This is a genomic window from Streptomyces minutiscleroticus (assembly GCF_014650875.1).
Classification (GTDB): domain Bacteria; phylum Actinomycetota; class Actinomycetes; order Streptomycetales; family Streptomycetaceae; genus Streptomyces; species Streptomyces minutiscleroticus.
Genome location: NZ_BMVU01000001.1, coordinates 640,185 through 661,587, shown reverse-complemented (window position 1 = coordinate 661,587; position 21,403 = coordinate 640,185). Strand labels below are relative to the sequence as shown.

Annotated in this window: 15 protein-coding genes; 2 read left to right on the top strand and 13 right to left on the bottom strand. The window is 74.6% G+C overall.

Going from position 1 to position 21,403, the window contains the following annotated elements; all coding sequences use genetic code 11:
- Positions 1 to 330 precede the first annotated feature (330 nt).
- The gene (locus IE271_RS43240) at positions 331 to 3,051 is read right to left on the bottom strand and encodes a helix-turn-helix transcriptional regulator (RefSeq protein WP_268256165.1); all 2,721 of its coding nucleotides are present in this window, start codon (positions 3,049 to 3,051) and stop codon (positions 331 to 333) included.
- 844 nt (positions 3,052 to 3,895) lie between these two features.
- Here IE271_RS43240 and IE271_RS02650 point away from each other — a divergent pair.
- Both IE271_RS02650 and IE271_RS02645 read left to right on the top strand, forming a co-directional pair.
- Entirely contained in the window at positions 3,896 to 4,819 is a 924-nt protein-coding gene (locus IE271_RS02650) for a rhomboid family intramembrane serine protease (RefSeq protein ID WP_190188451.1), read from the top strand.
- Positions 4,820 to 4,943: 124 nt separating this feature from the next.
- Positions 4,944 to 5,855, top strand: a complete 912-nt coding sequence (locus IE271_RS02645; protein WP_190188450.1) for a chitosanase — start codon at positions 4,944 to 4,946, stop codon at positions 5,853 to 5,855.
- Positions 5,856 to 6,069: 214 nt separating this feature from the next.
- Here the strand turns inward: IE271_RS02645 and IE271_RS02640 are convergent, their stop codons facing one another.
- The 12 genes from IE271_RS02640 to IE271_RS02585 form a co-directional block, all read right to left on the bottom strand.
- Complete coding sequence (locus tag IE271_RS02640; RefSeq protein ID WP_190188449.1) at positions 6,070 to 7,530, bottom strand: glutamate synthase subunit beta; 1,461 nt, start codon at positions 7,528 to 7,530, stop codon at positions 6,070 to 6,072.
- Positions 7,523 to 12,121 carry a glutamate synthase large subunit gene (gene gltB, locus IE271_RS02635; RefSeq protein WP_190188448.1) on the bottom strand — a complete coding sequence of 1,533 codons (4,599 nt, stop codon included), beginning with the start codon at positions 12,119 to 12,121 and terminating at the stop codon, positions 7,523 to 7,525. The genes IE271_RS02640 and gltB overlap by 8 nt, the downstream gene beginning before the upstream one ends.
- 456 nt (positions 12,122 to 12,577) lie before the next feature.
- Positions 12,578 to 13,309 (bottom strand): VIT1/CCC1 transporter family protein, encoded by a 732-nt coding sequence (locus tag IE271_RS02630; protein WP_190188447.1) that lies wholly within the window; start codon positions 13,307 to 13,309, stop codon positions 12,578 to 12,580.
- Between the two features lie 216 nt (positions 13,310 to 13,525).
- Positions 13,526 to 14,524 (bottom strand): prolipoprotein diacylglyceryl transferase, encoded by a 999-nt coding sequence (gene lgt, locus IE271_RS02625; protein WP_190188446.1) that lies wholly within the window; start codon positions 14,522 to 14,524, stop codon positions 13,526 to 13,528.
- 95 nt (positions 14,525 to 14,619) lie between these two features.
- Positions 14,620 to 15,393 carry a DsbA family protein gene (locus IE271_RS02620; RefSeq protein ID WP_190188445.1) on the bottom strand — a complete coding sequence of 258 codons (774 nt, stop codon included), beginning with the start codon at positions 15,391 to 15,393 and terminating at the stop codon, positions 14,620 to 14,622.
- 106 nt (positions 15,394 to 15,499) lie between these two features.
- Complete coding sequence (gene trpA, locus IE271_RS02615; protein WP_190188444.1) at positions 15,500 to 16,315, bottom strand: tryptophan synthase subunit alpha; 816 nt, start codon at positions 16,313 to 16,315, stop codon at positions 15,500 to 15,502.
- Positions 16,312 to 17,595 carry a tryptophan synthase subunit beta gene (trpB, locus tag IE271_RS02610; RefSeq protein WP_190188443.1) on the bottom strand — a complete coding sequence of 428 codons (1,284 nt, stop codon included), beginning with the start codon at positions 17,593 to 17,595 and terminating at the stop codon, positions 16,312 to 16,314. Before trpB ends, trpA begins: the two co-directional genes overlap by 4 nt.
- 420 nt (positions 17,596 to 18,015) lie before the next feature.
- Positions 18,016 to 18,423 (bottom strand): tryptophan biosynthesis modulator TrpM, encoded by a 408-nt coding sequence (trpM, locus tag IE271_RS43835; RefSeq protein WP_229919081.1) that lies wholly within the window; start codon positions 18,421 to 18,423, stop codon positions 18,016 to 18,018.
- Between the two features lie 237 nt (positions 18,424 to 18,660).
- Positions 18,661 to 19,470, bottom strand: coding sequence for an indole-3-glycerol phosphate synthase TrpC (gene trpC / locus IE271_RS02600; protein WP_190188442.1), 810 nt, complete (start codon positions 19,468 to 19,470; stop codon positions 18,661 to 18,663).
- Between the two features lie 164 nt (positions 19,471 to 19,634).
- Positions 19,635 to 20,099, bottom strand: a complete 465-nt coding sequence (locus IE271_RS02595; protein ID WP_190188441.1) for a DUF2752 domain-containing protein — start codon at positions 20,097 to 20,099, stop codon at positions 19,635 to 19,637.
- A gap of 198 nt (positions 20,100 to 20,297) precedes the next feature.
- The gene (locus IE271_RS02590) at positions 20,298 to 20,528 is read right to left on the bottom strand and encodes an HGxxPAAW family protein (RefSeq protein ID WP_190188440.1); all 231 of its coding nucleotides are present in this window, start codon (positions 20,526 to 20,528) and stop codon (positions 20,298 to 20,300) included.
- Positions 20,529 to 20,652: 124 nt separating this feature from the next.
- A complete protein-coding gene (locus IE271_RS02585) occupies positions 20,653 to 21,294 on the bottom strand; it encodes a TIGR02234 family membrane protein (protein WP_190188439.1) in 642 nt (213 codons plus the stop codon).
- Positions 21,295 to 21,403: the final 109 nt, after the last annotated feature.

Here is a 21,403-nt window from a genome sequence, read left to right as displayed (position 1 = left end):
GTCGACGGACGACGGCCCTGCCCGCCTCCGTGCCACCGTGGTCGGCCGGTGCCGCCGGGAGCCGCCCGGTCGGCGCGCGCCGGTCTCGCACCACCTGGGACGGTGGACCGCCAAACCCCCCGTGTCCGGCGGCCGGTGCACCGCGAAGGCCCCACAGACGGTACGGAACCGGCCGTCCCGGCGCCCCGGGGTATGCCCCGGGGAAATTCCTAGGTCCCCTCGCCGGGGTCCGGTGACCGGCTGGGTCCTGTCGTCGAACTCCCGTCGTCGCCCGCGGGGCGGCCGCACGCACCAGGTGTCGCGTGGCAGGCGGGAGTCTGGCGACAGGGCCTAGGACGCGTCGGCCAGGACGGCCGTGAGGCGGGTGCGGGAGTCCACGCCGAGCTTGGTGAAGATCCGGCCCAGGTGGTACTCGACCGTCTTCACGCTGATCACCAGCTCGCGCGCCACCTGCCGGTTGGTGAGGCCGGAGATCACCAGGCGGGCCACCGCGAGCTCCTGCGCGGTCAGCCCGTCGGTGCCCCGGACGCGCGGCTCGCGCTCGGCCGGACCGACGCCGCACGCGGCCAGCTCCCGCTCGCAGCGCGCCAGGTCGGGGGCCGCGCCCAGGCGGGCGAGGAGGTCGCGGGCGCGCGTCAGCTGCTCGCCCGCGCGGGTGCGGCGGCCGGCCCGGCGCAGGAACGAGCCGTAGGCCAGGTGCAGCAGCGCGCGGTCGAAGGGCGCCTCGACGTGCGCGGCGTGCTCCAGGCCCGCGCGGAAGGCGCGTTCGGCGGCCCCGGCGTCGCCGCGCCCCGCCTCCAGGACGCCCCGGGCTCGGGCGGCCGCCAGCATCGCCGTGCGGTGCCCGCGCCGCGCGGCGAGCGTCTCGTACGGGGCGAGGGCCTGCTCGGCGCCCTTGTCGTCGCCGAGCGCGGCCCGGGCCTCGGCCAGCAGGTCGGACCAGGGGATGCCGCCCGGTTCCAGCAGGTCGCCGCGGGCGGCGAGGCCGGGCAGCGGTCCCAGCGCCAGCGCGACGCCCTCGGGCCGGCCCTCGGCGCGGGCGAGCTGGGCCTCGGCGAGCGCGGCCCACAGGGTGGGGTGGACGTGCCCGCCCGCGGCGTAGTCGCGGTTGACGCGCGCGTGGGCGCGGGCCTCCTCGAAGGCGCCGCGCGCGGAGTGCACCAGCGCGGCGAGCAGCCGGCAGTACAGGGCGATGTGCGGCTGGTCGGTGTCGTCGGCGAGCGACAGGGCCAGACCGGTGTGGACGACCACGTCGTCCCAGTGGCCGGCCCGGTACTCGGCGGAGGCCAGCGCGGTCGCGCAGACCACCCGGAAGGAGGCGGCGCGGTCGCGGCAGACCCCGAGGACGCCCCGCAGGTCCCGTACGGCGCCGGTGAGGTCGCCGGTCCACGCGCGCAGGGTGCCGCGGCCGAGCAGCTCCTCCAGTTCGGCCGGTCCCGCGAGGACGGGGTCGGGCAGCGGGCCGAGCGCGGCGAGCGCCGGGACGGCCTCGCCGTTCAGGGCGAGGCCGCTGAGGCGCAGGTAGCGGATCAGGTCGGTGGCGGTGTCGTCGGGGGCGAGCCGCAGCGCGAGTCCGGCCCACTCGGCCATCTCGCCGCCGTGCGCCATGCTGCCGTGCAGCGCGGCGAACTGGCCCGCGATCCGGGCCGCGAGGCGGGGTTCGGCGGCCGGGTCGCAGCGCCGCCAGGCGTCGGTGAGCAGTTCCTCCGCCCGCTCCAGGTCGTACAGGCTGAGCCGGCCGAGCAGATAGCTGCGCCAGCCGCCGGGGGCGAAGCGGGCGATCCGCTCGGCCGCCTCGCCCACGTCGGGGACGTCCCCGGCGAGCAGCGCGCACTCGACGGCCTCCAGGGTGTACCGCTCGTAGCGGGCGGTGTCGCCGCTCAGCCGGGCCGCCGCCGACAGCTGCCCGGCGGCGTTGTGCCAGGCGCCGGTGGCGGCGAAGCCACGCCCCAGCGTGGCGAGTTCCGCCGCGAGGCCGGGGTCGGGGCCGGGTGCGGCCAGGGCCCGGTGGCGCAGCCGCTGCGCCGGGTCGCCGACGGTGCGGGCGGCCCGCAGGTGCAGGGCGCCGCGGCGGGACGGGCCGAGCTGGTGGTAGACGGCGGCGTGCACCAGGGGGTGCGGGAAGCGGATCACCGGGTCGCCGGGCGCCTCGGTGAGCAGGCCGGCGCCGGCCGCCTCCTCCAGGGCGGTGAGCACCTCGGCGTCCTCGTGGTCCGCCGCGAGCAGGTCCGCCGCGGCCACCTCCCAGGCGTCGGTCAGCACGCAGTGCGCGCCCAGCACGGACGCGGCGCACACCAGGGCGTCGGCCGCCGGGGAGCAGGCGGCGAGCCTGGCCAGGACCAGCGCCGTGAAGGACCTGGGGGCGGGCGGGGCGACGTCGGGCTCGGCGAGGGCGTCGAGGAGCCCGTCGCCCTCCTGCTCCAGCAGGGCCCTGGCGTACAGGGGGTTGCCCGCGGTGTGGGCGTGCAGCCGGGCCGCGGCGCGCGCGGTCAGGCCGCGCACCCCCAGCGCGCCGGCGAGCCGCCGCAGGTCGGCGGGGGCGAGTCCGTCGACGCGGACCCGTACGGCGTCGTCCTCGGTGAACAGCCGGCGCAGCCCCTCGGGCAGCCGGGCCTCCGCCGCGTCCCGGACCACGAGGAGCACCAGCACCCGGTCGGCGCGCAGCCGCCGCACGGCGAACGCCAGGGCCTGCAGCGAGGGCTGGTCGGCCCACTGGGCGTCGTCGACGGCGAGCGCGACGGGCGCCCGCTCCGTCTGCGCCTCGTCGAGCGCCTCCAGCAGGGCCGCTCCGGCCGCGTGCGCGTCGGGCCAGCGCGCGCGGGTGCCGAGCAGCCGTTCCAGCAGCCCGAAGTCGAGGGCGGACTCGGCCTCCTCCCCCGCCGCGTACAGCACGGCCGGGCCCTCGCCCAGGAACCGGCGGACGAGGGCCGTCTTGCCGATGCCGGCCGGGCCCTCGACGAGCACGCGGCGGGGCCGGCCGTCGCGCGCCCCCTCACGCGCCTGCGCGAGCAGCGCGAGGCAGTCCCCGCGCCCCACGAACGGAACGTCCATCCTGTGGCCCACCTCCGCGGCGCCGCCCCTGCCGGGCATCCTCGCGACCTGGGCGGCCGGGGTCCAGCGTTCCCGGCGCCGGGTTGCGGTACGCAGATCGGTGGAAGTGGGGGCGGCGCCGGTCCGCCGCCCCCACGGACCGGCGGACCGGCGGACCTCGTACGGCTGCCCGCAGGGCCGCGTACAGCACCGGCCGGGCCGCGTCGACACCGACCGGGCCGGGTGCGGTACCCGCCGGGCCGGGTGCGGCACCGGCAGGCCGGGGGCGGCACCGGCGGGAGGCGGTCGCGGCCTCGCGCGGGTCGGTCACGCGCGTCACCGCGTCGGCATCGGCGGAGGCGGGGGCGGCGGAGGCGGCGGCGGAGGCGGCGGCGTCGGCGGAGGCGGCGGCGGCGGAGGCGGCGGCGGAGGCGGCGGAGGAGGCGGCGGAGGAGAACATCACCGGCACGGACCCGCCGTCGTCCCGGTGTGCCAAGAGCCCGAGGACGCGGTCGGCGAGCGCCCGCACGCGGCCGTCCCCGCGGTACGGCCGCGTCGAGCCGGAGCGGCCGACGGCCGGGTGGGCGGCGGCGCTCCGTCCGGTCCGGCCCGTTCCCGGCCGGGGCGCGCCCGCCCGCTCGGAGAGGCCGGCCGGCGCGGGGCGGTGCGCTCCGCCTTGTCGAGACCGATCGCGGCCATACCCGCGCTCCCGGGCCGGACGGCGGGATGGCGAGCGTGCGCGGAAGCCGTGCCGCTGCGGCGGGCCGCCGGTCGGTTATGTTGTCGGTCGCCGTCCCCACCGGCCCGCCGCCCCCGACGCCCGTCCCCCGTCCCCGCGTTCACGCGCCTCCCGAGGAGCCCGGTCGTGGAACCCGAGTCCCCCTCCCCCCTCCCTCCGGAGTCCGCGGTCGCCGTCTGCCACCGCCATCCGGGGGCCGGGGCGCACGTCCGCTGCGGCCGCTGCGACCGGTACGTCTGCCCGGACTGCAGGCGCGGGGCGGCCGCGGGTCCCCGGTGTCCGCGGTGCGTGCGGCGGGCCCGCACGGCGTTCGGCGGCCGGGTCTTCGGGGCGCCCGGCGTGACGTCGGCGCTGATCTGCCTCAACCTGCTGGTCTACCTGGCCGAGCTGGTGCGCCCCGAGATCGTGGACCGCTTCGAGACGCTGGGCGCGGGGCTGGCGGGACCGGACGGCGGGCACTACGTCTGGCAGGACGCGTACCCGCCGGGCTACGAGCCGGAGGGCGTCGTCGCCGGGGAGTGGTACCGGCTGCTGACCGGGGCGTTCCTGCATCTGCCGCCCACCGACGGCACGTTCGGCGTGCTGCACGTCGTGCTGAACATGGTCCTGCTGTGGATGGTGGGCCGGGCCGTCGAGGCGCAGCTCGGCCGCGTCCGGTACCTCGCGCTGTACCTGCTGTCGGCGCTCGGCGGCTCGGTGCTCGTGCTGCTGCTCGCGCCGGACGTGCCCACCGTCGGCGCCTCGGGCGCGATCTTCGGTCTGGGGGCGGCGTACTACGTCACGGCCCGCCGGCTCGGCGGCGACCCGCGCGGTGTCGACCGGTTCATGGCGGGCCTGCTGATCTGGCTGCTCGTCTCGGCGGGGCTGACCTCCTGGCAGGGGCACCTCGGCGGGCTGCTGACGGGCGGCGCGGTCACGGCGGCCCTCGCGTACGCGCCCCGGGGGCCGCGCCGGAGCGCGGTGCAGGCCGCCGCGTGCGCGGGCGCCCTGGTGCTGCTCGTGCTCCTCGCCGCCGTCAGGGCGGCGGCGCTGCGCGACGGCGCGGTCTGACCCGCGGCGCACGCGCGGACCGTCCGGGCGGCCGTAGGGAGGGGGGCGCCCAACCCCCCGCAATCGGATACCAGTTCGGGAACGGGATCGGCCGGTGGCCGAAACCCCGCTTACCCTGTCCCCCATGAAACGCGCCGGCTGTCTGCTCTTCGTCACCGTCCCCGTCGCCGTCACGGCGGTGGTCTACCTGTTCTCGCCCGCCGAGTCCGGGTCGCGGGACGGCGGGAGCACGACGGCGGCGGCGCAGAGCCAGGACCAGGACGCCCGGGCGGCCAAGGAGGAGGCCGAGCGCGAGGCCGACGACGCGGCGGTCGCGAGCATGCCGCCCGGGCTCGCCGCGCCGGAGAAGAAGGAGCTGGCGCAGAAGATCGTGACGAGCGCGGAGAGCGCCACGCTCGACTGGCGCAGCCAGTACGGCTCCATAGAGGACACCGGCGACGGCGACGGCTACACCGCCGGCATCGTCGGCTTCTGCACCGGCACCCACGACCTGCTCACCCTCGTCGAGCGCTACACGAAGGACCACCCCGGCAACGGGCTCGCCCGCTACCTGCCCGCGCTGCGCGAGGTGGACGGCACCGACTCCCACGAGGGCCTGGACCCCGGCTTCACCGCCGCGTGGCGGGCGGAGGCGCGGGTCGAGGCGTTCCGCGAGGCCCAGGAGACCGAGCGCGACCGCGTCTACTTCGACCCGGCCGTGCGGCTGGCCAAGCTCGACGGCCTGGGCACGCTGGGCCAGTTCGTCTACTACGACGCGATGGTCCTGCACGGCCCCGACACCGACCCGGACGGCTTCTACGGCCTGCGCGAGCGCGCCATGGAGGAGGCCGACACCCCCGCCCAGGGCGGCGAGGAGAAGGCGTATCTCGACATCTTCCTGGACGTCCGCCGCGAGGCCATGGAGCGGGCCAAGGGCCCCGACCGCGACACCAGCCGCATCGACACCGCCCAGCGCCGGTTCCTGCACGACGGCAACACGGGCCTGGACACCCCGCTGCAGTGGCAGGTGTACGGGGAGACCTACCGGGTGCCCTGACCGGGACGCCCCTCTGCACACGCCGGCGCCCGCCCCCGTCGTACGACGGGGGCGGGCGCCGGTCTCCGTATGCGCCACGGCGCCTGCCGTCGTCCGGTCGGGGACAGGGCAAGCGCCGTGCTCGGTTCCGTACGCCTTTGTACGGACGTCCTGTGGGTGGTGCGGGTGGTGCGTGCGGAGCGGTACCGCGCGGGCGCGGTACCGCGTGCCGCGGTCAGACCATCAGTGCGCGGTCCGTCGGGCGGATCGGGGCGGGCAGGTCGCTGGCGCCCGTGAGGAAGCGGTCGACGCCGCGGGCGGCCGAGCGGCCCTCCGCGATGGCCCACACGATCAGCGACTGGCCGCGGCCCGCGTCACCGGCGACGAACACGCCCGGCACGTTGGTCTGGAAGTCGGCGTCGCGGGCGATGTTGCCGCGCTCGTCGAGGTCCAGACCGAACTGCTCGACCAGGCCGTTCTCCTTGTCGGTGCCCGTGAAGCCCATGGCCAGGGTGACCAGCTGGGCGGGGATCCTGCGCTCCGTGCCCGGCTTGGAGGTCAGCTTGCCGTCGACGAACTCGACCTCGACCAGGTGCAGCCACTGGACGTTGCCGTCCTCGTCGCCCTCGAAGTGGGTGGTGTTGACGGAGTAGACCCGCTCGCCGCCCTCCTCGTGCGCGGAGGTGACCTTGTAGAGCATCGGGAACGTCGGCCAGGGCTGGCCCTCGCTCCGCTCCTCGCCCGGCTTCGGCATGATCTCCAGCTGGGTGACGGAGGCCGCGCCCTGGCGGTGGGCGGTGCCCACGCAGTCCGCGCCGGTGTCACCGCCGCCGATCACGACGACGTGCTTGCCCTCGGCCGAGACCGGCGAGGTGACGTAGTCGCCCTCCTGCACCTTGTTGGCCAGCGGCAGGTACTCCATCGCCTGGTAGACGCCCTTGAGCTCGCGGCCCGGGACGGGCAGGTCGCGGGCGGTGGTGGAGCCGGCGGCGATGACCACGGCGTCGTAGCGGCGGCGCAGCTTGGCCGCGTCGATGTCCCGGCCGACCTCCACGCCGGTGCGGAACTTGGTGCCCTCCGCGCGCATCTGCTCGATACGGCGGTTGATGTGCCGCTTCTCCATCTTGAACTCGGGGATGCCGTAGCGGAGGAGGCCTCCGATGCGGTCCGCGCGCTCGTAGACGGCGACGGTGTGGCCGGCCCGGGTCAGCTGCTGCGCGGCGGCGAGCCCGGCGGGGCCCGAACCGATCACCGCGACCGTCTTGCCCGACAGGCGCTCGGGCGCCTGCGGCCTGACGTCACCGCTGTCCCACGCCTTGTCGATGATGGAGACCTCGACGTTCTTGATGGTCACCGGGGGCTGGTTGATGCCGAGCACGCACGCCGACTCGCACGGGGCGGGGCACAGCCGGCCCGTGAACTCCGGGAAGTTGTTGGTGGCGTGCAGCCGTTCGGAGGCCGAGGACCAGTCCTCGCGGTAGGCGTAGTCGTTCCACTCGGGGATCAGGTTCCCCAGCGGACAGCCGTTGTGGCAGAACGGGATGCCGCAGTCCATGCACCGGCTGGCCTGCTTGCTGATGATCGGCAGCAGGGAGCCGGGGACGTAGACCTCGTTCCAGTCCTTGACGCGCTCCTCGACCGGACGGGTCCGGGCGACCTCGCGGCCGTGGTTGAGAAAGCCCTTGGGATCAGCCATTGGTCGCCGCCTCCATCATCTTCTCGGTGATCTCGGTCTCGGAGAGACCGGCTCGCTCGGCGGCGTCCTTGGCGGCGAGCACTGCCTTGTACGTGCTGGGGATGATCTTGCTGAAGCGGTCCACGGCCGTGTCCCACTCCGCCAGGAGCTTCTCGGCCACGGTCGAGCCGGTCTCCTCCTGGTGCCGGCGCACCACGTCGTGCAGCCACTGCTTGTCCGCGTCGTCGAGGGCCTCGATCGCGGAGACGTTGCCGGCGTTGACGTTGTCGCGGTTCAGGTCGATCACGTAGGCGACGCCGCCCGACATGCCGGCCGCGAAGTTGCGGCCCGTCTCGCCGAGGACGACCGCGTGACCGCCGGTCATGTACTCGCAGCCGTGGTCGCCCACGCCCTCGGAGACGACCAGCGCGCCGGAGTTGCGCACGCAGAAGCGCTCGCCGGTGCGGCCGCGCAGGAACAGCTCGCCGCCGGTGGCGCCGTAGCCGATCGTGTTGCCCGCGATCGTGGAGTACTCGGCCAGGTGGTCGGCGCCCCGGTCGGGACGGACGATCACGCGGCCGCCGGACAGGCCCTTGCCGACGTAGTCGTTGGCGTCGCCCTCCAGGCGCAGGGTGACACCGCGCGGCAGGAAGGCGCCGAAGGACTGGCCCGCGGAGCCGGTGAAGGTGATGTCGATGGTGTCGTCGGGCAGGCCCGCGCCGCCGAACTTCTTCGTCACCTCGTGGCCGAGCATGGTGCCGACCGTGCGGTTGATGTTGCGGATCGGGACCTGGGCGCGCACCGGCTGGGCCTCGGCCGCGCCGGACGCGGCCAGGGCGTCGGCGGCCAGCTTGATCAGCTGGTTGTCGAGCGCCTTCTCCAGGCCGTGGTCCTGGGCGATCAGCTGGTGGCGCACCGCGCCCTCGGGCAGCTCGGGCACGTGGAACAGCGGCTCCAGGTCCAGGCCCTGCGCCTTCCAGTGGTTCACCGCGCGGGTCACGTCGAGCGCCTCGGCGTGGCCGACGGCCTCCTCGATGGAGCGGAAGCCCAGCTCGGCCAGGAGCTCGCGGACCTCCTGCGCGATGAACCGGAAGAAGTTCACCACGTACTCGGCCTTGCCGGAGAAGCGCTCGCGCAGCACCGGGTTCTGGGTGGCGATGCCGACCGGGCAGGTGTCCAGGTGGCACACGCGCATCATGACGCAGCCGGAGACGACGAGCGGCGCGGTCGCGAAGCCGAACTCCTCGGCGCCGAGCAGCGCGGCGATGACCACGTCGCGGCCGGTCTTCAGCTGGCCGTCGGTCTGCACCACGATGCGGTCGCGCAGGCCGTTGAGCAGCAGCGTCTGCTGGGTCTCGGCGAGGCCGAGCTCCCAGGGGCCGCCCGCGTGCTTCAGCGAGGTGAGCGGCGAGGCGCCCGTGCCGCCGTCGTGGCCGGAGATCAGCACGACGTCCGCGTGGGCCTTGGACACGCCGGCCGCGACCGTGCCGACGCCGACCTCGGAGACCAGCTTCACGTGGATGCGGGCCTGCGGGTTGGCGTTCTTCAGGTCGTGGATCAGCTGCGCCAGGTCCTCGATGGAGTAGATGTCGTGGTGCGGCGGCGGGGAGATCAGACCGACACCGGGGGTGCTGTGCCGGGTCTTGGCCACCCACGGGTACACCTTGTGGCCGGGCAGCTGGCCGCCCTCGCCGGGCTTGGCGCCCTGGGCCATCTTGATCTGGATGTCGTCGGCGTTGACCAGGTACTCGGAGGTCACGCCGAAGCGGCCGGAGGCCACCTGCTTGATGCTGGAGCGGCGCGCCGGGTCGTACAGGCGCTCCGGGTCCTCGCCGCCCTCACCGGTGTTGGACTTGCCGCCCAGCTGGTTCATGGCGATGGCCAGGGTCTCGTGCGCCTCGCGGGAGATCGAGCCGTACGACATGGCGCCGGTGGAGAACCGCTTGACGATCTCGGAGACCGGCTCGACCTCCTCGACCGGGATCGAGGGGCGGTCGGACTTGAAGCCGAACAGGCCGCGCAGCGTCATCAGCCGCTCGGACTGCTCGTTCACGCGGTCCGTGTACTTCTTGAAGATGTCGTAGCGGCCCGAGCGCGTGGAGTGCTGCAGGCGGAAGACCGTCTCCGGGTCGAACAGGTGCGGCTCGCCCTCGCGGCGCCACTGGTACTCGCCGCCGATCTCCAGCGCGCGGTGCGCCGGGGCGATGCCGGAGACCGGGTAGGCCTTGGCGTGGCGGGCGGCGACCTCCTCGGCGACGACGTCGATGCCGACGCCGCCGATCTTGGTGGCGGTGCCGTTGAAGTACTTCTCGACGAAGGACTCGTCCAGGCCGACGGCCTCGAAGACCTGGGCGCCGCGGTAGGAGGCGACGGTCGAGATGCCCATCTTGGACATGACCTTGAGCACGCCCTTGCCCAGGGCGTAGATCAGGTTGCGGATGGCCTTCTCGGGCTCGATGCCGGGCAGGAAGGTGCCGGCGCGGACCAGGTCCTCGACGGACTCCATCGCCAGGTACGGGTTGACCGCGGCGGCGCCGTAGCCGATGAGCAGGGCGACGTGGTGCACCTCGCGGACGTCGCCCGCCTCGACCAGCAGGCCCACCTGGGTGCGCTGCTTGGTGCGGATGAGGTGGTGGTGGACGGCCGCGGTGAGCAGCAGCGACGGGATCGGCGCGTGCTCGGCGTCGGAGTGGCGGTCCGACAGGACGATCAGGCGGGCGCCGTTGCCGATGGCGGCGTCGGCCTCGGCGCAGATCTCCTCGATCCGCGCGGCCAGCGCCTCGCCGCCGCCGGAGACCCGGTACAGGCCGGACAGGGTCGCGGCCTTCATGCCGGGCATGTCGCCGTCGGCGTTGATGTGGATGAGCTTGGCCAGCTCGTCGTTGTCGATCACCGGGAAGGGCAGGGTGACGCTGCGACAGGACGCGGCGGTCGGCTCCAGCAGGTTGCCCTGCGGGCCGAGGGAGGAGCGCAGCGAGGTGACGAGCTCCTCGCGGATGGCGTCCAGCGGCGGGTTGGTGACCTGCGCGAAGAGCTGGGTGAAGTAGTCGAAGAGGAGGCGGGGGCGCGTCGACAGGGCGGCGATCGGCGAGTCGGTGCCCATGGAGCCGATCGGCTCGGCGCCGGCCTTGGCCATCGGCGCGAGGATGACGCGCAGCTCCTCCTCGGTGTAGCCGAAGGTCTGCTGGCGGCGGGTGACCGAGGCGTGGGTGTGCACGATGTGCTCGCGCTCGGGCAGGTCGGAGAGCTCGATCTCGCCGGCCTCCAGCCACTCCTGGTACGGCTGCTCGGCGGCGAGGTCGGCCTTGATCTCGTCGTCCTCGATGATGCGGTGCTCGGCGGTGTCCACGAGGAACATCCGGCCGGGCTGCAGCCGGCCCTTGCGGACCACCTTGGCGGGGTCGATGTCGAGGACGCCGACCTCGGAGCCGAGGACGACGAGGCCGTCGTCGGTGACCCAGTAGCGCCCCGGGCGCAGGCCGTTGCGGTCCAGGACCGCGCCGACCTGGGTGCCGTCGGTGAAGGTGACGCAGGCCGGGCCGTCCCAGGGCTCCATCATCGTGGAGTGGTACTGGTAGAAGGCGCGCCTGGCCGGGTCCATGGAGTCGTGGTTCTCCCACGCCTCCGGGATCATCATCAGCACGGAGTGCGGCAGGGAGCGGCCGCCGAGGTGGAGCAGCTCCAGGACCTCGTCGAAGGAGGCGGAGTCGGAGGCGTCCGGCGTGCAGACGGGGAAGATCCGGTCGAGGTTCTCGCCGCCGAACAGCTCCGAGGCGAGCTGCGACTCGCGGGCGCGCATCCAGTTGCGGTTGCCCTTGACCGTGTTGATCTCGCCGTTGTGCGCGACGAAGCGGTACGGGTGGGCCAGCGGCCAGCTCGGGAAGGTGTTGGTGGAGAACCGGGAGTGGACCAGCGCGATCGCGGAGGCGAAGCGGCGGTCGGACAGGTCCGGGAAGAAGGGCTCCAGCTGGCCGGTGGTCAGCATGCCCTTGTAGACGATCGTCCGCGCGGACAGCGACGGGAAGTAGACGCCCGCCTCGCGCTCGGCGCGCTTGCGCAGCACGAACGCCTTGCGGTCGAGGTCGATGCCCGTGCTCGCGCCGACGGTGTCGGCGACGAAGATCTGGCGGAAGGCCGGCATCGTCGAGCGGGCGGTGGCGCCCAGCAGCTCGGGGGCGACCGGGACCTCGCGCCAGCCGAGCACCGTCAGGCTCTCCTCGGCGGCGATCGTCTCGATGCGCGAGACGGCCTCGGCGGCGCCGTCCTCGGGCAGGAAGGCGATACCGACCGCGTAGGCGCCCGCCTCGGGCAGCTCGAATCCGGCCACCTCGCGGAAGAAGGCGTGGGGCACCTGGGACAGCAGGCCCGCGCCGTCGCCCGAGTCCGGCTCGGAGCCGGTGGCGCCGCGGTGCTCCAGATTGCGGAGCACGGTCAGCGCCTGCTCGACCAGCGCATGGCTCGCCTCACCGGTGAGGGTGGCCACGAAGCCGACGCCGCAGGCGTCGTGCTCGTTGCGCGGGTCGTACATGCCCTGCGCGGCAGGGCGAGCATCCATGAACGACCAGTTCTGGCCACTCGCGGAGTGCTGGGACGGCTGGCGCGGCGTACGCATCGGCTCTCCCGTCGTCGTCGTGATGGGGATACCTCGCAGGCTTTCGGGGCTCTGGGAGGGCGGGGGTGCTTCCCAGGCCTCGGCTTCGGTGCTCTGGGAGGGCGGCCTCCCAGGCCTTTGCGGCCGGCTCTGGGGGCGTGATTAGGGACGACGCTGGCCCTGGCGAAATTTCGAGCAGGTTACATGATGGAGCGACTCCCGGGAAGCGGATAGTTCATTCCAACATGCGGACACCGCTGGTGGCGGCAAGGTGCCGCTCGTGGCGGCGAAGTCAAGGGGGCGCTTGGGGACAGATCGGTCCCCACGGCCCGTGCGCGGAGGGCTTCGTCGCCCGTCGCGTGGGGTGCGGAGCAGGCGTCATTGCCAGCGGCGCTTACGGCTCATGCCCAGTGGTCATGGATTTGAAACCAGCGGGTAACGGGTACTTATGCAGTCCCTTGCATAAGTGCTCCAGCCTCAGTTTACGGCCGTTCCGAACAGACTGCCCAGGGCGTACGTCACACCCGCCGCGGCCCCGCCCAGCGCGAGTTGCCGCAGACCGCTGAACCACCAGGAGCGGGCCGTCACCTTGGCCACGACCGCACCGCACGCGAAGAGCCCGGCCAGCGCCAGCAGCACGGCGGGCCACAGGGCGCTCGCGCCCAGCAGGTAGGGCAGCACCGGCAGCAGGGCGCCGAGCGCGAACGACCCGAAGGACGACACGGCCGCCACCGCGGGCGAGGGCAGGTCGCCGGGGTCGACGCCCAGCTCCTCACGGGCGTGGATCTCCAGCGCCTGCTCGGGGTCGGCGGACAGCTGCCGGGCGACCTCGCGGGCCAGCCCCGGCTCGACCCCGCGGGCCACATAGAGCTCGGCCAGCTCCCGCTCCTCGTCCAGGGGGTGTTTGCGCAGCTCACGGCGCTCGACGTCGAGCTCGGCCTCGACCAGCTCGCGCTGGGAGGCGACCGAGGTGTACTCGCCCGCGGCCATCGAGAAGGCGCCGGCCGCCAGCCCCGCGAGCCCGGTGACGACGAGGGTCCGCTGGCTGACGTCCCCGCCGGCGACGCCGGTCATCAGGGCGAGGTTGGAGACCAGGCCGTCCATCGCGCCGAAGACGGCGGGCCGCAGCCAGCCCCCGTTGACGTCCCGGTGGGTGTGGTTGTCGCGGTGCGCCTCGTGCAGCGCCGCCTCGGTCTCGATGATGCTCACGCCGGCCCCTCATGGTGCTTGTTTGGACTGAATCCATTCTTTGACAACACCAAAAGTACGCCGCGCATTTCCGGCCCGCCAGCAAGGAAGGCCGTACTTACCTGCGATTTCGCCCTCCGTGGCGGGCGGTCCGGCGGCCCGAGGGCACACCGAGGCACACAGAGAAGGGGCGCCCCGGTCTCCCCGGGACGCCCCTTCTCGCGTACGTGTGAGCGGTCAGCTCTTCTTGAGGGATCCGGCCCCGTCCTCGGCCTTGGCCTCGGGCTTCCCGCCGTCCGCGGAAGCGGCGGAGGCCCCGTCGCCCGCCGTCCCGTCCTGCTCGCCCGCCGTCCCGGCCGACTCCTTCTCGTCCGCGTCCGTCCCGTCACCGGCCTCCTCGGCGGCGCCGGTGTCCTCGGCCGCGCCGGGCTCGACGACCTCCTCGCGGCCCGGCCGCACCCGCGCCGACACCACGATGTAGACCACGGCGAGCACGAACACCAGCAGGGCGGTCCAGTTGTTCAGCCGCAGGCCCAGGATGTGGTGGGCCTCGTCGACGCGCATGTACTCGATCCAGAAGCGGCCCGCGCAGTACGCGGCGACGTACAGCGCGAAGGCGCGGCCGTGCCCGAGCTTGAAGCGGCGGTCCGCCCAGATCACCAGCAGCGCGACGCCGATGCACCACAGCGACTCGTACAGGAACGTCGGGTGGTACGTGCCCGGGACGCGGCCGCCCTCCGAGGAAGTGATCCTCACCGCCCAGGGGAGGGTGGTCTCCCGGCCGTAGAGCTCCTGGTTGAACCAGTTGCCCCAGCGGCCCAGGGCCTGGGCGACGGCGATGCCGGGCGCCACGGCGTCGGCGTACGCGGGCATCGGGATGCCCCGGCGCCGGCAGCCGATCCAGGCTCCGACGGCGCCGAGCGCGATCGCGCCCCAGATGCCGAGGCCGCCCTCCCAGACCTTGAAGGCGTCCACCCAGTCGCGGCCCTCGCTGAAGTACAGCTCGTAGTCCGTGATCACGTGGTAGAGGCGGCCGCCGACCAGGCCGAACGGCACCGCCCAGACGGCGATGTCGGCCACGGTGCCGGACCGGCCGCCGCGGGCGACCCAGCGTTTGTTGCCGAGCCAGACGGCCACGAAGACGCCGATGATGATGCAGAACGCATAGCCGCGCAGCGGAAGGGGGCCGAGGTACAGCACCCCGCGTGACGGGCTGGGAATGTAGGCAAGGTCCATGGCAGGGTCGACGCTACCGTGCCGGGCGTCGGGCGCGGCCGCCCACCCGGCTACGGCTCCATAACAAGGCCCGCCGGAGCGGGTCCCTCCGGGAGCTACGCCTTGTTCGCCTCCACGACCATCCGCTTGAACTTGTCCGGGGTCAGCGTCCCGTCCTCGAAGAGCTGCTTGCCGTTGAGCAGCACGGTCGGCGTGCCCTGGTGGCCGCTCTCGCGGAAGGCGGCGGCGGACTTGGCGACCCAGCTGTCGTGCGTGCCGTCCTCGACGCACTTCTCGAACGCGTCGGTGCGCAGGCCGTCGACCTTCTCGGCCAGGTCGAGCAGCCTGCCGTTGTCGGCGAACCGGTCGTCCGCCTCCTGCGGCTGGTTCTGGTACAGCACGTCGTGGTACTCGGGGAACTTCCCGGCGTCCTGGGCGCAGGCGGCGGCGTTGGTCGCGCGCAGGGAGCCGCTGCCCCTCATGTTCCCGTCGATGATCGTGGCGAAGTGGTACTCGATCTTCAGCTGCCCCGAGTCGGTCAGCTCGTGGAGCGTGGAGCGGTAGGCGTCCTCGAAGGTCTTGCAGACCGGGCAGCGGAAGTCCTCCCACACCGTGAGGGTCGACCTGGCGCCGTCCTCGCCGACGGGGATCGCGAGGGCGTCCTTGCCCTGGGCGCCGGAGGGGATGACGACCGGGCCCGCCGAGGCGCCGTCGTCCTTGCCCGCACTCGCGGCCAGGACGCCGCCGGCCGCGGCCAGGGCCAGCACGCCGGCGACGGCGCCGCCCACGATCAGCCCCCGGCGGCGCTTCTCCGCGGTCCTCTGCTTCTTGCGCTCGGCCGCCAGACGCTCGCGGGCGGTGCGCTTTCCCTCACGGTTCTTCTCGCTCACATCCGGCAGAACGAACCGGGGAGGCGCAGCGCGCCTCCCCGGTCCCAGGTCCACCCGTTCGAGTGATCACGGTGTCCGGTCCGCGCGGGCACGGGCCGGACAGCGCCTACGCGGTGCCGCGCACGCCCTTGGCGAGGTCCCCGGCGAGGGCCCGGACGGCCTCCAGACCGGCCGCCTCGTCCGGGGCGTCCAGCAGCAGCTTGACGAAGGCGGAGCCGACGATGACGCCGTCGGCGAAGCCCGCGACCTCGGCGGCCTGGGTGGCGTTGGAGACGCCGAGGCCGACGCAGACCGGCAGGTCGGTGGTGGCCTTGGTACGCCGCACCAGGTCCTGGGCCTGCTCGCCCACCGATTCGCGGGTGCCGGTGACGCCCATCAGCGAGGCCGCGTACACGAAGCCGCTGCCGGCCGCGGTGATCTCGGCGAGGCGGGCGTCCTTGCTGCTGGGGGCGACGACGAAGACGGTCGCGAGGCCGTGCTTCTCCGCGTGCTCGCGCCACAGCGCGGACTCCTGCACGGGCAGGTCGGGCAGGATGCAGCCGGCGCCGCCCGCCTCGGCCAGTTCCGCGGTGAACCGCTCGACGCCGTAGCGGTCGACGGGGTTCCAGTACGTCATGACGAGCACGGGCTTGCCGGTCGCCTCGTACGCCTCGCGGACCGTGCGCATGACGTCCGCGATCCGCACGCCGCCGCGCAGGGCGATGTCGTCGGCGGTCTGGATGACGGGGCCGTCCAGGACCGGGTCGCTGTGCGGCAGCCCGACCTCGACGACGTCGGCGCCGCCGTCGAAGACGGCCCTGATCGCCGCGATGCCGCCGTCCACGGTCGGGAAGCCGGCCGGGAGGTAGCTGATCAGGGCGGCGCGGCCCTCGGCCCGCGCCGCGGCGAGGGTGTCGCTCAACAGCTGGACGTTGCCGCTCACTTGGCGTCCTCCTCGATCTCGGCGAGGTCGGCGGCGTCCTCGGGGACGGCCGCGTCGGTGTCGTACAGGCCGAAGTAACGGGCGGCCGTGTCCATGTCCTTGTCGCCGCGCCCGGACAGGTTGACGACGATCAGCCCGTCCTCGCCCAGCTCCCTGCCGACCTCCAGGGCGCCGGCCAGGGCGTGGGCGCTCTCGATGGCCGGGATGATGCCCTCGGTGCGCGACAGCAGGCGCAGCGCCCGCATGGCCGCGTCGTCGGTGACCGCGCGGTACTCGCCGCGGCCGCTGTCCTTGAGGTAGGCGTGCTCGGGGCCGATGCCCGGGTAGTCCAGGCCGGCCGAGATCGAGTACGGCTCGGTGATCTGCCCCTCGTCGTCCTGCAGGACGTACGAGCGCGACCCGTGCAGGATGCCGGGCTCGCCGGCGGTCAGGGTCGCCGCGTGCTCGCCGGTCTCGACGCCGTGCCCGGCGGGTTCGCAGCCGATCAGGCGCACGCCCTCGTCGGGGATGAAGGCGTGGAAGAGGCCGATGGCGTTGGAGCCGCCGCCCACGCAGGCGATCGCGGCGTCGGGCAGCCGGCCCGCGCGCTGGAGGATCTGCCGCCTGGCCTCCACGCCGATGACGCGGTGGAAGTCGCGCACCATCGCCGGGAAGGGGTGGGGGCCCGCGACCGTGCCGAAGAGGTAGTGGGTGCGGTCGACGTTGGCGACCCAGTCGCGGAACGCCTCGTTGATGGCGTCCTTCAGGGTGCGGCTGCCGGACTTCACCGCGACGACCTCGGCGCCCAGCATGCGCATGCGGGCCACGTTCAGGGCCTGGCGCTGCGTGTCGATCTCACCCATGTAGATCGTGCACTCGAGACCGAACAGCGCGCAGGCGGTGGCGGTCGCGACGCCGTGCTGGCCCGCGCCGGTCTCGGCGATGACGCGGGTCTTGCCCATCCGCTTGGTGAGCAGGGCCTGGCCGAGCACATTGTTGATCTTGTGCGAGCCGGTGTGGTTCAGGTCCTCGCGCTTGAGGAAGACCCGGGCGCCGCCGGCGTGCTCGGCGAACCGGGACACCTCGGTGAGGGAGCTGGGCCGGCCGGTGTAGTGGACGAGCAGTTCGTCCAGCTCACGGGCGAACTCGGGGTCGTTCTTGGCCTTGTCGTACTCGACGGCGACCTCGTCCACGGCGGCGACCAGCGCCTCCGGGATGAACTTGCCGCCGAACGCGCCGAAGTAGCCCTCGGCGCCGGGGACCCCGCCGTCGGGGTCGGGAATGAAGAACTCGCTGGGCATGCGGATACCTCGCTGGGGCTCGGGCCCCGGTCGAAGACGTCGGGAAACGGTCGCGCGGGTGACGCGCGTACGCACACGGCCGGGCCTCGGCTCCGGGCGGCCTCCCTCCGGCCGTCCGCCCCGGCGTCGCCGGGGGCGGCGCGGGAACGGGCGGCGGGCGGGGCCTCCGGACGGGCGGCGAGCCTCCGGACGGGCCGGACCGCGGTACCGGTCCGACCGGCCGGCTGCCGCGGTCCGGCACAGGCCGGGCGGAGACGGCCGGGCCGGGACCCGCCGACTGCCGCGCCGGACACCAGGCCGGAGACCACCGGTCCGGGACCGGCCGACTGCCGTGCCGGGCGGTGGTCCGCCGGGGCGTCGGCCGCCGTCCGGCGCCGTCAGGCGTCTGCCGACGCCGGCAGGGCGGGAGGACGGTCCGGATCAGCCGCGGAAGAGCCGCGTGCGCACGCGGCGGCGCCATCGCATGCCGTTGACCTGGCCCGGCTCGTCGCCGATGACGTAGCGGACGCGGCGGCCGTGCACGCGCCGTGCGGGCGCGCGGCAGCCGCGCGGCCGGCATCCCCGGGCGAGGCGGGCGTAGGGGTCGCGGGCGGCCGTGGCGGCGGCCCGTCCGGTGGCGGCCGGGGACAGCACGGCTCCGGAGACGCCCGCGCCGACGGCGGGACGGGGCCGGACGGCGGCCCGGACGGTGGCCGGGAAGAGGGCGGGAACCGGGGCCCCTCCCCCGCTCGCGGCGGTACGGGACCCGGTGCCGTCCGCACACGCGGCGGCGGGCCCCGGACGGCCGGGGGCGTGCGGCGCCTGGCCGGTGGGGCCCGGCCGCGTCACGGTCGCGGCACCGGGCCGGACGCGGGCAGCGGGCACGACGGCCGGCCCGGCCGGGACCGTACCGCGGCCCGGAGCCGCGGGGCCGGTCCGGCGGGGGCCCGGAGCGGCCGCGGCTGCCGGAGCCGGGGCCTGCGCTTCCGTGCGCCGGCCGTCCGCGCGCACCCCGGCGGCCGGTCCGGCGAGGGCACCGGACCGGGAGCGGCGGAGGTCGGACGGGGCGGGACGCACGGCCGGGGCTCAGCTCCGTCCGTGCCGCAGCGCGGGGTGCTCGCCCGCCGCCACCAGGTCGGCGACGGCCGTCCTGGGGTCGCGGCCGGTGACGAGGGACTCGCCGACCAGGACCGCGTCGGCGCCCGCGTTGGCGTACGCGATCAGGTCGTGCGGGCCGCGGACGCCGGACTCGGCGACCTTGACGAGGCCGTCCGGGATCTCGGGGGCGACCCGCTCGAAGGTGTCGCGGTCGACCTTGAGGGTCTTGAGGTTGCGCGCGTTGACGCCGACCACCCGGGCGCCGGCGGCGACCGCCCGCTCGACCTCCTCCTCGTCGTGCACCTCGACCAGCGGCGTCAGACCGATGGACTCGGCGCGCTCGATCAGGGACTCCAGGGCGGGCTGCTCCAGGGCGGCGACGATCAGCAGGGCGAGGTCGGCGCCGTACGCGCGGGCCTCCCACAGCTGGTACGAGGTGACGATGAAGTCCTTGCGCAGCACCGGGATGTCGACCCGGGCGCGCACGGCCTCCAGGTCGGCCAGCGAGCCGCCGAAGCGGCGCTGCTCCGTGAGGACGGAGATGACGGCCGCGCCGCCCGCCTCGTAGTCGGCGGCGAGTCCCGCCGGGTCGGCGATCGCGGCGAGCGCGCCCTTGGACGGGCTGGAGCGCTTGACCTCGCAGATCACCTTGACGCCGTCGCCGCGCAGCGCGGCGGCGCCGTCCTTGGCGGGGGCAGCCTGCGCGGCGCGCTCCTTGAGCTCGTCGAGGCTGACGCGCGCCTGCCGCTCCGCGAGGTCGGCACGGACTCCGTCGATGATCTCGTCGAGCACACTCACGCGAGCGGCCCCCTTCCTGACAGTGGACGTCTGCAGCGGTGGGAAACCTCGGTCCGGGTCGCCCCCGAGGGTGGTACGGCGGTCATTGCGATGGTATCCGCAGCGGGGCGCAGCCTTCGCATCCGGTTGACGCCGATGCCCCCACCTGGGCCTTCGCCGATCCGTCAAGGATGGAGCCAACCGCCGAAGGGCAGGTTCCGGACAACCGTGAAGACCAGCAGCAACAGGCCGGAGACGGCCGGCACGACCGGTCCCGGATCGAGGCGGACGGGCCGCTTCCCCAGCACGCGGACCACCCAGACGGTCCACAGGACCGCGAAGGCGAGGAAGCCGAGGACGGCGGCGGCGTTGGCGTGCAGCGCGGTCACCAGGTCCCCGTGCACGAACGCGTGCGCGCTGCGCAGCCCGCCGCAGCCGGGGCAGTACAGGCCCGTGCTGCGCAGGAGCGGGCAGACGGGGTAGTGGCCGGGCTCGTTCGGGTCGACGGCGCCGACGTAGGCGAAGGCCCCGGCGACGGCCGCGAGGACGGCGGCGGGCACGGCGAGCCGGCGCGGGACGGGGCCGGTGGCGGCGGCCGGGGGTGCGGGGGACGGCGTCACCGGAGGCGTGTCGGCGTTCACCCGCCGCATTCTGCCGGGTGGTCCCGGCCGCCGCACGCGAGGGGAGCGGGTCCCGGCCGCCGTGCACGAGGGGAGCGGGCCCCGGCTCCCGCGTGCGGGAGGGCGGGTGGTGCCGCCGTCGCGGGGGCCTTGCTCCATACGTGCGGCGGGAGGCGGGCCCGGGCCGTACGGCCGGGTCCCGTCTCCCGTGCTGCGGAGGGCCTGGGGTCAGGCGTCCGCGGCGACCTTGTGGGTCGGGTGGGTCTCCTTCGGCTGCCCCATGCCCATCGCGCGCATGATGGCGCCGACGACGCCGCCGAGAAGGACGACCGCCATGCTGGCCCAGAAGCCGACCGGGTTGGCCATCACCATGAAGGCCCCCGCGGCGCAGAAACCGATGAAGGCGATGATGACACCGGTCCAGGCGGCCGGGGTGTGTCCGTGGCTGCTGCCCGACATGACGTAGCTCCTCGTTGCTGTGGCGTTGTGCGAGTCCGACGCTCGGTGACCATTGTCCCGCACCCGCGCGCCGCGCGTGACCCGGGGTCGCTCCGGGCGCGCCGCCCGGGACCCGTGCACGGGGCTACGGACGGGTGGGGTCCTCGCCGCGGTCCAGGGCCTTCCACAGGTCCTCGGGGCGGTCGGGGTCCACGACGGGCCTCGCGCGGCGCGGCCGGGGCGCGCCGGAGCGCTCGTACCGGCCGGACATGACCGGCCACAGCCGCCCGTAGCGCAGCGCGAGCAGGCCGGCGAGCAGCAGGAGCAGACCGCCGGCGGCGGCGACGTACGGCCAGCCGGTGTGGCTCATGGTGTCGACCGTCGCCGCGGTGTCCCCGGAGGCCGCGGCGGCCTTCGCGTCGAGGGCGGAGCTGTCGTCGGCGCCGAGCAGGGCCGCGGCCACGGTGCCGGCGCCGGACAGCGCGAGGAGGGCGGCGACCAGCAGGCGGCCGGAGCGGCGCACCGCGAAGACGGCGACGAGGGCGGCGAGGCCCACTATGGCGAGGGCCGCGGGGACGCCGGTGACGTCGCTGCCCTTGGCGCTCAGCGGGAAGGCGCCGCCGGCGACCGTGGCGGTCCCCTGCGACCAGCCCTGGCGCGAGGAGAGCAGCGCCACGGCCGCGCCGAGGGCGCCGAACAGCAGGGCGAGGCCGAGGCTGCGCCGGGCGGACCGTACGTCCACGGCGGCCTGGGAACGGGGGTGAGGTACAGCAGTCACGTACTCCACTATCACCCGAACCCCGGCGGACACGTACCCGGGGTTCACGTGAGAAGCGCCCCATTCGGCGGCCGGGCGCGGTCCGCGCGGGCGGCGTCCGGGCCGCGGGACGCGCCGT

Coding starts and splice junctions, on each gene's coding strand:
- lgt (WP_190188446.1), bottom strand. CDS start 14,524: ATGGACCTTGCCTACATTCCCAGCCCGTCACGCGGGGTGCTGTACCTC.
- IE271_RS43240 (WP_268256165.1), bottom strand. CDS start 3,051: ATGGACGTTCCGTTCGTGGGGCGCGGGGACTGCCTCGCGCTGCTCGCG.
- IE271_RS02640 (WP_190188449.1), bottom strand. CDS start 7,530: ATGGCTGATCCCAAGGGCTTTCTCAACCACGGCCGCGAGGTCGCCCGG.
- IE271_RS02595 (WP_190188441.1), bottom strand. CDS start 20,099: ATGCGGCGGGTGAACGCCGACACGCCTCCGGTGACGCCGTCCCCCGCA.
- IE271_RS02590 (WP_190188440.1), bottom strand. CDS start 20,528: ATGTCGGGCAGCAGCCACGGACACACCCCGGCCGCCTGGACCGGTGTC.
- gltB (WP_190188448.1), bottom strand. CDS start 12,121: ATGCGTACGCCGCGCCAGCCGTCCCAGCACTCCGCGAGTGGCCAGAAC.
- trpB (WP_190188443.1), bottom strand. CDS start 17,595: ATGCCCAGCGAGTTCTTCATTCCCGACCCCGACGGCGGGGTCCCCGGC.
- IE271_RS02645 (WP_190188450.1), top strand. CDS start 4,944: ATGAAACGCGCCGGCTGTCTGCTCTTCGTCACCGTCCCCGTCGCCGTC.